Raw genomic sequence first — 12,620 nt, 5'->3', positions numbered from 1 at the left:
TCTCTTTAGGCGTTATGGGTAATGACCGGTGACACGGACGGTGGTGGCGAGTTTTTCGACTGCTGCACGACCAGGCGCCCATCAATCAGAATCGCGGTGATGCTCGGCAGGTCGCCGCTGCTGAAACTGCCCAGTACGCTGGGTTCGGCGCCGCCGAGGGGGCCGCAGGCAACCAGAATGTCGGCCTCTCTGCCGACGCTGAGAACGCCGCGGTTGAGCTTCCTGACCTTGGCGGTATTACCGGTGGCAAAGCACACAGCCTTTTCCGGCGGCACGTCGCCAAAACTGCTGAGCAGGGCAATGGCGCGGAGCATGCCAAGCGCAGGGACACCGCAGCCGGCGGGCGAATCGGTGCCGATCACGATGCGATCGAGCTGGTTCAGTTCACGCGCATAGTTGAGGGTGGTCACCGCAGCGAATTCATTGCCGTTGTGGACGATTTCCAAAGCGCCGAGACAGCCCTCACACAGGCACCGGATCTGCCGGGGAGCGAGTGCGGTGTAACCGCCGTTGATGTGGCCAATGATGTCGGGGGCAATTTCAAGGATCTCCTCGGCGCCCATGCTCTGCGAGGCGGAAATCGACGGGCCGCCGGTATGGGTAATCGAGGTCATGCCGTGTTTGCGCGCCATCTTCACCAACTCGGCGGCGCGACTGACGGATTTGACCGGGCCAATGCCGACTTCACCCAGTTGGTTGATGCCTTGGGCGGCCATTTCAGCGAAGTCCTGATCGGAAAACTCATCATTGAGCAGGGGCGCGCCGGCCTCCATTTTTATTCCGGAAGGACGCGCGCTGGAGAACGAACGTTGTGCGGCAATCGCCATTGCCATCATGCCGACTCTGTCCGTCGGCAAGCCCGGAACATGCACCTCGCCGGCGGAAATCATCGTCGTGACGCCGCCCTGCAACGAATGCCAGATCCAGTTGTGGTTGCCGGAGCGCGGGCTGTATTCACCGAGCGTCGGGTGCGTGTGGTTGTCGATCAGCCCCGGCATGACCGTGGTCCGCTTCGCGTCGATCAGCAGGTCTGCTTCCGAGAAATCGACGTCTGCGGCGCGACCGATGAAAGTGATGACGCCGTCAACGCTGACAAGGGTGTCGGCATCTATAAGAGGGCGTTCGAGGTCGCCGGTCAGGAAAGTGCCAATGTTATGGATAATCGAGGTGTAACTGTTTGCGGCCAACATTTGATTTACCTTTTGAAGTCATCAGGCAACGGGCGAAAAGATGCGTGCGCCGTCTTTTTTGAATGAACGGAAGTTCCACAGGTTATTGGTCAGAAACAGCCGTTGAACCCAGCGCCAGGCATGTCCATTGGCATCGAAACCGGGAGTGAACTTGTCGCGGGAATGAAGTGTGAAACGATTGTTGACGTAAACGAGACGGCCCGGCTGTATGTCTGTGCCGTGGGCAACTTGTTTAAGAGCGTCATAAAACTTCGCATAGGCTTTTTTCGCTGCGTCATCCACAGGAATAACCATGTCCGGATAAAACGCTGCGGTGACACGAGGAAGCGTTATCGGCCCGGACAGTATGGGGAACAGCCGGGTTTCACTGGATTGTTCGTCGGTATTTCTCCAGCGGTAAGGCTGGCGAATGATGAAGTGCTTGCCATATAGCAGCTTTATTTCACTGTCAGTCAGCGCCTTCAGTGCTTCGCGGGCATCAGCGACCCAGGTTTTCGGACCTTCCGTGTGCGGATCGGACCGCACGCCCAGCAGCAACAGCGCCAAGGGCGAGGTGTCACCCCGCGAATCATAGGTCTGAAAGGCGTTTTCGGTGTGCAAGTCCAACTCGACTTCCGAGCCGTTACCGGTGTATTCCGTGGCCGCTTCAGGGTGGGGCACCAGGTCGTTGACCAGTTTTGGCCCTTCGTGACCAATGGAATAAGGCTCCGCAATCAAACTGCCGAACGCCACCAGAACGTTTTCCGACACATAACCGTTTTTGAACCCCAGGCAGTCCGCATCATGTTGCGGACTGCCGAATGTTTCATCGACCGGCAAGTTTTCAAATACACAAAAAGAGGCGTCATCGCTTTTCAATGACTCGAGTTTTTCCAGTAAACGCTCGGAGAACACTCGATACGCTGTTGTGCGGATCGTCTGTATGTAATTGCGTCCACCCGTAGGCTCATAACATATATCGACGAATGCATTACGTATTGCCTCGTGTTCGGCAGACGTCAGCCGAAAGACGTGGGCATCCCTACATGACGCTTCCATGAATTCACCACCGCGATTGAGTGTTGTGTTAGTTGTTGTGTTTTAGTTAGGCAGATAGAGACGACAGTGGCGGCGTGTTGAAATTATTCTTCGCGACCACGGCATCAGGTGCCGAGGGCTCGGCACCTGACTTCGCACACAAGTCATGCAAAAGGGTTATTGCGCAGAAACCCTTGGCGCACCGTTGACCGCGTGGGTTCTTCTGTTGCGCAGATGCACCAGTTGCAAAAGCGCGGCGACAACGGATACCGCACCTGCACTGATTGCCAAAGTCCAGCCCGGCATCTGCAACAGCAATATGAAGCCACCGGCGGCGGCGCCCATGGCGCTGCCCAGATACAGTGCCGACTCGTTGAGCGCCACGGCCAGATTGCCGTCGCCCTTGTGATCACGCGCGGCGATCAACTCGTTGTTTTGCGGCACTTGCAGCGCCCAGCCGACGGCGCCCCAGACGGCGATCGGAATCATCGCCAGCCACGGTGTCACGGCAGCAGCAGCCGGCAGCGCAAGCAACGAGACGCTGAGGATGACCAGAATCAGGAACGTGAGCATCGGTCCCTTGATGCGATCCACCAGCGGCCCGACGAGGAAACTGCCCGCCACACCACCCAGCCCCCAGACCCACAGATACGGCGTGATGTTGTTGACACCGCCATAGGCCGGGTCCGCCATCAACGGCACCATGAAGGTGTACATGCCGAGACTCGCGACCGCCGCCAGCAGCGAAACCAGGAGAATGGTCATCACGTTACGGTCGCCCAGCAGGGCCAGTTTGCGGCTGATCGGCATCGCCGGTCCGGCAGAGATCGCCGGCAGTTTGATCAGCAGGCCCAGCCATGAAATCAGGCCGAGGAAAGCCACCAGCCACAGGGCCATCTGCCAACCGAACTGCTCGGCGAGCAGCAGACTGACAGGCACCCCAAGTACCGTGCCGCTGGCCATACCGCCCATGATCACGGCAATCGCCTTGCCTCTCAGTTCCGGAGCTGAAACCGCCGCCGATGCGGCGATGCCGGTGGCCAGATAGACGCCGGCGCCGATGCCTGCAACGGCTCGACACACCAACAGGGCGACAAAATCGTCGACCAGGGCACTGGCGACGTTGGCCGCAACGAACAACGCCAATGCGACCAACAAACCAAATCGCTGGCGCTGTGCAGGCAACATCGCCACGAAGACTGGCGAACCAATGCCGTAAGCAAGGGTGAACGCCGTGACCAGTTGTGCTGCGACGGCGACCTGTACATCAAAGGCCTGTTCGATCATCGGGATCAGGCCAGCGGTGACGTAAGACGCCATCCCCAGCGCAAAAGCGCCGATCGCGATGAGGTAAACGGGGGCCGGTATTGTTTTGGACATAAGTTACTCCTTGTGCAAGGCAGGGGGCTGACTCCGCAGCCCCGGGTGTGATCAGATCACCAGGTTGACGTCGTACTCGGTGAGCCACGCGTTGAGTCCAACCGCCAACTCCATGCCCATGCGATCGTACATAGGCGAGTTGTCGCCCAGATGACGGGCAAGGGTGGCGCCGACTTGCTGGTTGTCGAGCAGGGCTCGAACCGGCGCATTCGGATCAGCCATGATGGCGGCGAGGTCTGCGCGCAACACGGCTTCATAGGCTGGATCCTGGGTCGACGGGTACGGACTTTTCACCCGATCAGAAATCGAGGCCGGGAGCAGGTCGCGGGTCGCTGCGCGCAAAATGCTTTTCTCGCGGCCGTCGAACGCCTTGATTTCCCAAGGAATGTTGAAGGCGTACTCGACCAGGCGGTGATCACAGAACGGCACGCGGACTTCGAGGCCGACGGCCATGCTCATGCGATCCTTGCGGTCCAGCAGGGTTTGCACGAAACGTGTCAGGTTCACGTACGTCATCTCGCGCATCCGCCGATCCGTCGCGCTTTCACCCGGCAGCACCGGTACGTCACGCAGCGCTTGCTGATAGGAGTCGGCGACGAACTCGTTCATCGACAGTTTTTCCATCAGCCCTTTGGCGAACAGCGGTTTGCCGTCGAAATACTTGCCGGTTACCGACGTCAGCCAAGGGAAGGTGTCTGCCTGGATCGCATCCGGATCATGGAACCAGCGATAGCCACCGAAGACTTCGTCGGCGGACTCGCCGGACAGCGCAACGGTCGAGTGCCGACGGACTTCTTCGAAGAGGCGATAGAGCGAAGGCCACATGTCGCCCCAGAACGCCGGCGGCAAGTCGAGTGCCTGAATGATCTTGGTACGAAGCTCCGGGTCGGCCATGTCGCGGCTGTCGAGGAGGATCTCACCGTGAGTGGAACGGATCTTCTGGACCAGGTCTTTGACGAAAGGCGCATCCGGTGTACCGCGCACCGCATCACTGGTGAAACCGCCGCCGTGATCGATGAAATCAAGCGAGAACGAGCGAATGTTTTCCTTGCCGGCCGCCAGCAGCTTTTTCGAGGCCAGTGCGGTGATGATGGAGGAGTCGAGGCCACCCGACAGCAGGCTGCACAAAGGCACGTCCGCGACGATCTGGCGGTCGACGATGTCTTCGAGCAAATCGCGGGTGTGCTTGATGGTTTGTTGGAGGCTGTCGGTGTGTTCTTTCGCCTCCAGTTTCCAGTAGCAATGACGTTTAAGGCCATTGCGATTGATGGAAACAAACTCACCGGGCAGCACTTCGCGCATGCCTTCAAAGATCGCCTGGCCGGGGGTTTTGACCATTTCGAAAATTTCGCGCAGGCCGTCTGCACCGACATTGCGCGGCACCAGCGGATTGGCGAGCAGCGCCTTGGGCTCGGAGCCGAAAATCACCCCGTCTGCGGTCTCGAAGTAATACAGCGGTTTGACACCCATCCGGTCACGGATCAGATGCAGGGTTTGCGTGTGCATATCCCAGATTGCAAAGGCATACATGCCGTTAAGGTGTTCGGTAAACGCCACGCCCCATTCAACGTACGCTCGCAACACGACTTCGGTGTCGCTCTGGGTTTCGAACTGATGCCCACGGCTGAGCAGTTCGTTACGCAATTCGCGGAAGTTGTACACCTCACCGCTGTAAGTGATGGCCGCTGCAACTGTGCCGGCGTTACGCGCAAGCATCGGTTGGCGACCGCCTTCCAGGTCGATGATAGACAGGCGACGATGGCCCAGGCCCACAGGGCCATCGATCCAGATGCCACCCGCGTCCGGCCCACGGTTGGCCATGGTCATAGTCATGCGTTCGAGCGTCGGTTGTTGGTGAATCAGGTCCTGGCCAAAAGAAAGCCATCCGGCAATACCACACATATTAAAACTCCTTGTTCAATTCTTTAGCCGAGACTTTCTAGGTCAGCGTCTTCTGGTATGAGGGTGCGCATGCCCGACTGGACATACTGGACCGCGCTGGCGGTCAATGACTGGGTGTCGATTTCATTGAGCAGCGTTTGCAGTTCTATCGTCGTCCCCAGGCCCGCGAAGGGTTGCAGGGGCTGCTCGCTGTCGGCGACAAAACGCAAGACATCCCGGCACAGACGGCTGAGTTTGAGGATCGTCGCGGTCGATGGGTCGGATGCGCTCTGATAGCTGCGTTGCTCGATCTCGACAATTGCCCCGCGCTCATCTCGCGTCCAGATGCGCAGGTGGTCGCTGTCCCAATCCGGTTCGTCGAACTCAAGCCTTGAGTGGATGATCTGCCCGGCTGGATCGGCGAATGTGAAATCCACCGTGCGTTGCCGGTGAATGTTCACAAAGCTCGCGTAGCCTGCCACTGCTGCACCGCCGAGGTCGGCGGTGAACATCACCGTGTCGAGTACATCGTTGCCGGAAATCGAGAAGTCCGACCTGACACCTATGGCATGTTGCAGTTTGAGCGGGGAGGGCGAAGGGCAGATCCAGCTGACGAGATCCAGCGCATGGATGACCTCACTGACCACACCGCAGGTCGGGCGGTAGTCGTTGATGCGGTCTTTGCCCCAATGAAAACTTGAGCGCAACAACTGCCAGTCATTACTTTCAGCCAGTTGCTTGAGGCGCGCAGTCGCTTCTGAATAGCGCTCAACCAGGTCCAGCGCAAAACCACTGACGTGACGCAGGCCTTTGCTGATGGTCAAGAGGTCGTCCCGGGAGGTCAGCATCGGCTTTTCACAGATGATGAAACCGGTGTAGCCGGCCAGATCGGTCAAGACTTCGGCATGGTTGATGTCGTTGGCACTGACCACGACGATCTCCGGCTGCAGTTCACGCAGTGCATCTTGAAGATTGGCGTAGTAGGGCAGACGGCTGTTCTTTTCTCGCCGCGAGCAATAGGAGAGCTTGACTTCGTAGTCTTGGCTCAATCGCTCAAATGCCCGCTGAAAGCGTTTGCCCGCATAGCCCAATCCGATAATCAGGATGTTCATGCGCATTGCTCCCGTGCCTGCCAGGCCCAGACGTATTCCGAGCTGCGGCGATAACCCATTCGCTGGTAAAGGGGTTCCGCTGCCGGGGTCGCCTGCAGCACGACCTTGCCGACTTGCATCGAGTCGAACCAGTTCATGAGTGACGCCATCAACATCCGCGAAAGTCCCTGAGAACGGAACGCCGGCAGCACGACCATCGATTGCACCCAGCCGCACAAACCATTGATGCAGTCAGGCCCGGGCGCTCGACGATCAACAAAACCGGTGACGCAGCCGACCACCTGGTCACCGTTGAGCGCGACCAGCAGACGGGTTGACGGCGAACTGCCGAGCACGTCGTGCAGCCAGGCTTTATAGGTCGCTCGCCAGAGTTTCTTTTCTTCGACGGAGGTGCAGGCATAGCTGGCCTCCGAGCCTTCAAGCAACAGCGCTCTGAGCTCAATGACCGCGTCGAAATGTTCGCTCGTTGCTTGGCGAACGACAATTGGCTCGCTACGGCTCACGCGACACCTCTGAGTTCGAAGCCGGGCGCCAGCGGAATATTGAAATGCAGGAATGTCTCTTGCAGCGCGGCAGCCAAATGTTCGATCTGCGCCTCAGAGTGATTCGGCGTCACGTTCACTCGAAAGCGCTCTGTACCAATCGGTACGGAAGGCGAATTGATCGGCTGCAAATACACGGAGTGCGAATACAGCAGACGTTCGGCAGCCGCCTTGCACAACGCGCCTTGACCGATCAGCACTGGCAGTACGTGCGTGGTCGAGCAGGGCATGACCGGGATACCGCGCATCTGCAATTGATCGCGCAGGTAGCGGGTTTTGGCGTGCAGTGCCTCTCGCTCGGTGTTGCTGGCCTTGAGGTGTTCGACGCTCGCAATGCAACCCGCGACCACGGCGGGTGGCAGGGCCGTGGTGAATATGAAACCGGTACAGAGCGAGCGAATGGCATCGATCATCGTCCGGCTTGACGCTACGTAGCCACCGATGATGCCGATGGCTTTGGCCATGGTGCCCTGAATGATGTCCAACTGGTCTTCGACACCCAGTTCAGCCGCCAATCCTGCGCCTCGAGGGCCATACATGCCGACCGCATGCACTTCATCCAGGTAGGTCAGTGCATTGTGCTTTTTCGCAACGGCTGCGATTTCGGCAATGGGCGCGCGGTCGCCGTCCATTGAGTAGATCGATTCGAACACGACGATTTTCGGACGATCGAGCGGATACCGCGAAAGCAGCTCTTCCAGATGAGCGACGTCGTTGTGACGAAACACCTGACGTTCTGCGGTGACTGCGCGAATTCCATTGACGATGGACGCGTGATTCAGTTCATCACTGAACACCACGCAGTCAGGGAGTTGCCGGAGCAGACATTGAAGCGTGGCATCGTTTGAGCCAAAACCGGTCGGGAAAACCAGCGCAGCCTCTTTGCCATGCCAGTCGGCAATGCTCGCTTCAAGACGGCTGAAAAGATTATGCGTACCACCGATATTTCGCGATCCACCGGCACCGGCACCGTAGCTGTCAACGGCATGATGCATCGCCGCTCTGACATCCTGATGCTGGGACATGCCGAGATAATCGTTGCTGCACCAAACTACAACTTCGCTGTCATTATTGTCAGTGAGATGAGCCAGAGGATAACGGCCGCAAATCCTGTTAAGCGTTGTAAATTGCCGGTATTGGCCAGAGGTATGCAAGGCCTCGAGCTTATCCTGCAGCAGTGCTTGATACATTCTTTCTACTCCTTGGCATCAAATCCCGCGATAATCCTTCGCGGATGCAATTGGCCGCTTGTTTCCGGGCCGAGCGGATTCTTTAGCAACCTAATAGTTAGTACAATGGCTACTGTTTATAGTGTTACTAGGAGTAACTGGATAATGGAAAGGAATCTTGAGCGCACTCGACAGGACCTGGCTGAGTTTTTACGCAGCCGCCGAGAGCGCATATCTCTTGCAGAAGCAGGGTTACCCCCGACTGGCAGACGCCGTACACCCGGGCTGCGTCGAGAAGAAGTAGCGGCACTGGCGGGTGTCGGATTGTCTTGGTACACATGGCTCGAACAGGGACGCGATATTGGTGTGTCACCTGCCTTCCTGGACAATCTGTGCCGGGTCCTCAAGCTCGATGCGGTCGAGCGTCGCCATCTCTATCTGCTTTCACACCAGCGACCGCCGGCCGAGGAGGGCAAAACCTGGTGCGTCGTTCCCCAGATCGTTCATCGCCTGATGGCGGATCTGCCGTTGCGACCCGCTTATGTGCTGAACCTTCGCTGGGATGTCCTGGCCTGGAACCCCGCAGCTGACAAGATTTTCAAGTTCTCCGAGAAAACACCTGAGCAACGCAACTTTTTATCGATGTTGTTTACCGACGAGCGCACGAAATCTCTTTTCCAGCCTTGGGACGACCAGGCAATCCAGATGCTCTCCAGTTTCCGCCGGGATTATGTTCACGCCTCAAATGAAAGTGATGTTGCTTCACTGGTGCGTGAACTTGAGAGTGTCAGTGCGGAATTCAAAGGCTGGTGGTCTCGGCAGGATATTCATGGTCCCTGTCAGGGTATTCGGCACCTGACGATCGATTCATTTGGCGACGTCACTCTGGAACACACCACGCTGACAATCGATGTCGAACGGCATCTGCGCCTTGTGTACTACGCGCCAATGGAGCAAGGGGTCGCCCTGTTCAAGTTTGAGAAATGGCTGGAGGAGGGTGTTGTAGAAGTTAAGCAAGATCAATTTGAGACCTCATAACTGTTAAGTTTTATTAGTGTAAGCGCTCCTGCAAAAGTGCAAGTTTTATGTCTTTACAATGCACTTTTGCGGGCACTTTGTTCTCAAGTTCAAGTTATAACTGCAGGAGGCAAATATTTAACTACACTAAATGCTCGTTTAATAGAGCTAACGAAAAACCAGAGTCAAACCAATGGAGCAGGCCATGGTCGAGCGCAAAACAACTGCAACAGATGTTATTGATACGCTGGGCCTGGAACCTCACGTTGAAGGCGGCTACTTTCGCCGAACCTATCAATCCGATCACCGCGACATGCTTACAACCGCCGGCGGTCCACGTTACCTGATGACGTCGATCTACTATCTGCTGACCGAGCAATCACCGGTCGGCCAGTTCCATTTCAACCAGTCCGACATCCTGCATTTTTTCCACTTAGGCGACGCCATCGAGTACAGCCTGATCCTGGCTGACGGCTCATTGCAGACCCTAGTCATGGGCAGCGATATTTTGTCAGGACAACATCTGCAATTACATGTACCGGGTGGCCTGTGGAAAGCTTCGAGGCTTTTGCATGGCTCAAACGGTTTCGGTTTGATCAGTGAAGCGGTTTCACCGGGTTTTGATTTCGCCGACATGAAAATGGGGAATCGCCAAAAACTCACAGCACAATTTCCTCAACATCGAATGCTGATAGAAAAGCTGACGCGGGATGATGATTGACCACGCTGAATTTGAAGCACCAAAGGACAGGGCTTTTGAAGCTGTGCTGGAGACTGAAATCTCGTAGGCAGTCCGCGTGAACCTGAAACATCTTGTTACGTGTAATGTATATTATGTTAAACGACAGGTCATGTCATAGATGTTCATGAGCTGCCTAAGCCACTGATTCGACAAATCCGTTTCTGACGTCCAATCTCTCAACGTGAGGCAATCGCGAAATAAAGAGACGTTGCTTCGAAAAGCGCTTAACAGATTGATTTTACTGGGCATTACGAAAAATGTAGTGCAGGCCTCACCAACTGTAGCAACGTAATTATGAGACTACCGTGTAGCCGGCAGTTGGCCTGTAAGCCTTTATTTTCGAGGGTTTCAGCCTATTCCATCATTTTGTTACTAGCTCAGAGTCTATCAATCAATCGTGAGACAACGTCGCGTATCCACGTTTGCGCAATTAAGATGAATTCCAATAAAAACAATCAGTTAGCTATATTTCGAAGAAATCGCGAGACATAACCCGCAGCGCTTTTGGTGAAGATTTGACGAGACACTTCTGGGCCCGAACGCTCTGGCGGCATAGGCAGAATTCCGCGCCAATCCACCGCTCGGATTGTTGAAGATCAAGCCTGACGCGAGTTTTCCTAAAATATTTTTTGGAAAAGCTGGGCTGAGAACTGCTCTGCACTAGACTCATCCTAGAGCTATGGTTTTGGCTTCCCAGCACGAAATCGTGAGATATCACCAGTGGACTTACACCCCTGGCTACCCGCCACCCAGAAATTCCGGGTATCGGCGTGAGTGTGAAGTTTCCACGATATTTACCCGTGCCAACGACGGGGAACGGAATTATGAGACTAAAACGAATTTTTTAACGCAATTACGAGGAATAACCAGGAGGTGCGCGCAGTAATGACGAGACAGCATGGCGGGCTCATACGTACATCAGTGCCTCCGGCTCGATACCTGAAGAATAATTGGGAGACAAGTACTGTCCATTTAACGAAATCTTGAGATAAGCCCAGAAGGTTTGGGAGGTAATGAGTCATAGTTGCACGATAGATGCGCGCGAGATACCATCGGGCTTTCTTAAGCCAAAGTTGTATGAGAGGAAGACTGATTATGGATAATAGGTCTCCAACTTCCGATTACTGTCATAACTGGAAGTCTCTTAATGGCACTAACTAACGTATCTGGTGGTCATGAATGTCCCGCTCGCCGAAGCCCTTATTCAATACATACGAGTCGTTCCTTGATCAGGATTTCAGTTGCAGTGGGCCTACTACACCATGCGTCAAAGCTTACCTTGCCTCATTTTCCCATGCGCTAGAGGCTCCGCGCGGCTACCTGGCCGTGCGCTCGTTCCTGCGGGCTTTTTCCGATAATGCTCAGACCTTCAGCTCGTATCGCATTCATATTGAGCGGCTGCTGCTGTGGTCATTGATGATTAGCCAGAAGCCGCTGAATCAACTTAAGCGTCAGGACGCCCAGGATTATTTGATTTTTTGCCGTAATCCACCTCGAGACTGGATCGGGCCTGTGACTCGTAGCCGTTTTTTGAATAATAATGATGCGCAGAGTGCGCTTGTAGACCCTGTTATTCCTAATCCTAACTGGCGTCCTTTCAATATTAAATCGTCGAAGCCGCTGATTGGTTCCGAGGATCAAGAACAAGGAATAACCGAGAATAAATACAGCGCAACCAACAGCACCATAAATCAAGTTTTCTCGATTTGCAGTCGCTTTTTCGAATTTATGGTTGAAGATGGTTATGCGGCGGCAAACCCCTTCCGAATGATCAAGAAGTCAGGTCGCTATACCGATGATGTTCAAGACGAGGGTGTTACGCGTGCATTGACGCCGCTGCAATGGAACTACGTGCTTGAAACGGCTGAAAAGCTGGCGGAGTCCGAACCTGCTCGGCATGAGCGTACACTGTTTATACTTTCAACATTGTTTTCCATGTATCTACGCGTGTCTGATGTTGTCGGGCGACAAAACTGGAAGCCCTCTATGGGGGACTTCCGCCAAGACCCTGAGGGCAACTGGTGGTATCACGCCGTAGGCAAAGGCAACAAGATCGGAAAGATTGCCGTCAGGGATGAATATATCAATCTCTATTTAAAGCGCTATTGTCGGTTCTTGGGTCTGCCCGAACTTCCTGAGATCGGCGAGACCACTCCTTTGATCAAGACCCTCAGAGGACGTTCTGGTCTGTCGGATCGACAGGTACGCGCCCTCCTCCAGGTAGTCTTCGACAAGGCTCTTGAAAGTATGCGTATCGAGGGTCGTGCGGTGCACGAGATGGAAAGCTTAAAGGTCGCTTCTCTGCACTGGCTACGCCATACCTCTGCGACCTTCGACGCGCCCTTGCGGAATGCCAAAGACCTGCAGGTCGATCTGCGTCATAGCAATCTCAGTACTACTCAGAACACGTACTACCACTCACATGATCAAGAGCGTGCGCACTCGGTCAAGCGCTTGGGCTTACGTGACCGAGGTTGAGCGCAGCCTCAGTAAGATCGTACGAGTGAGGGGCAGAACAATTTTCCGTTGGGATGAGAGCTGAAAATTTTTTAGAGCCAGTCCAATCACTC

Annotated in this window: 10 protein-coding genes; 3 read left to right on the top strand and 7 right to left on the bottom strand. The window is 55.4% G+C overall.

The window, feature by feature from the left end; all coding sequences use genetic code 11:
- Window positions 1-5: 5 nt before the first annotated feature.
- From KI231_RS14505 to hemA, 7 genes are all read right to left on the bottom strand, one after another.
- Entirely contained in the window at window positions 6-1,190 is a 1,185-nt protein-coding gene (locus KI231_RS14505; protein WP_213028701.1) for an amidohydrolase family protein, read from the bottom strand.
- 21 nt (window positions 1,191-1,211) lie between these two features.
- On the bottom strand, window positions 1,212-2,228 hold the full coding sequence (locus KI231_RS14500; protein WP_213028700.1) for a TauD/TfdA family dioxygenase: 1,017 nt from the start codon (window positions 2,226-2,228) through the stop codon (window positions 1,212-1,214).
- Window positions 2,229-2,384: 156 nt separating this feature from the next.
- Window positions 2,385-3,587: an MFS transporter gene (locus KI231_RS14495; protein ID WP_213028699.1), complete on the bottom strand. Its 1,203-nt coding sequence runs from the start codon at window positions 3,585-3,587 to the stop codon at window positions 2,385-2,387.
- Window positions 3,588-3,638: 51 nt separating this feature from the next.
- On the bottom strand, window positions 3,639-5,489 hold the full coding sequence (gene asnB, locus KI231_RS14490; RefSeq protein WP_213028698.1) for an asparagine synthase (glutamine-hydrolyzing): 1,851 nt from the start codon (window positions 5,487-5,489) through the stop codon (window positions 3,639-3,641).
- Window positions 5,490-5,512: 23 nt separating this feature from the next.
- Window positions 5,513-6,580 (bottom strand): Gfo/Idh/MocA family oxidoreductase, encoded by a 1,068-nt coding sequence (locus KI231_RS14485; RefSeq protein ID WP_213028697.1) that lies wholly within the window; start codon window positions 6,578-6,580, stop codon window positions 5,513-5,515.
- Entirely contained in the window at window positions 6,577-7,083 is a 507-nt protein-coding gene (locus KI231_RS14480) for a GNAT family N-acetyltransferase (protein ID WP_249412143.1), read from the bottom strand. The genes KI231_RS14485 and KI231_RS14480 overlap by 4 nt, the downstream gene beginning before the upstream one ends.
- Entirely contained in the window at window positions 7,080-8,312 is a 1,233-nt protein-coding gene (gene hemA, locus KI231_RS14475) for a 5-aminolevulinate synthase (protein ID WP_103301987.1), read from the bottom strand. The genes KI231_RS14480 and hemA overlap by 4 nt, the downstream gene beginning before the upstream one ends.
- Before the next feature lie 144 nt (window positions 8,313-8,456).
- Between hemA and KI231_RS14470 the strand changes: the two genes are divergently transcribed.
- The 3 genes from KI231_RS14470 to KI231_RS14460 all read left to right on the top strand — a co-directional run bounded on the left by KI231_RS14470 (window position 8,457) and on the right by KI231_RS14460 (window position 12,528).
- Window positions 8,457-9,329 (top strand): helix-turn-helix transcriptional regulator, encoded by an 873-nt coding sequence (locus KI231_RS14470; RefSeq protein WP_213028696.1) that lies wholly within the window; start codon window positions 8,457-8,459, stop codon window positions 9,327-9,329.
- A 184-nt stretch (window positions 9,330-9,513) separates the two neighbouring features.
- Window positions 9,514-10,029, top strand: a complete 516-nt coding sequence (locus KI231_RS14465) for a cupin domain-containing protein (protein WP_213028695.1) — start codon at window positions 9,514-9,516, stop codon at window positions 10,027-10,029.
- 1,200 nt (window positions 10,030-11,229) lie between these two features.
- The gene (locus KI231_RS14460) at window positions 11,230-12,528 is read left to right on the top strand and encodes a tyrosine-type recombinase/integrase (protein ID WP_213028694.1); all 1,299 of its coding nucleotides are present in this window, start codon (window positions 11,230-11,232) and stop codon (window positions 12,526-12,528) included.
- The last annotated feature ends 92 nt before the right edge of the window (window positions 12,529-12,620 follow it).

The sequence above is a fragment of the Pseudomonas sp. Seg1 genome, assembly GCF_018326005.1.
GTDB lineage: Bacteria > Pseudomonadota > Gammaproteobacteria > Pseudomonadales > Pseudomonadaceae > Aquipseudomonas.
The sequence above is the reverse complement of the archived record's forward strand: the minus strand, read 5'-3'. Positions and strand labels throughout refer to the sequence as shown.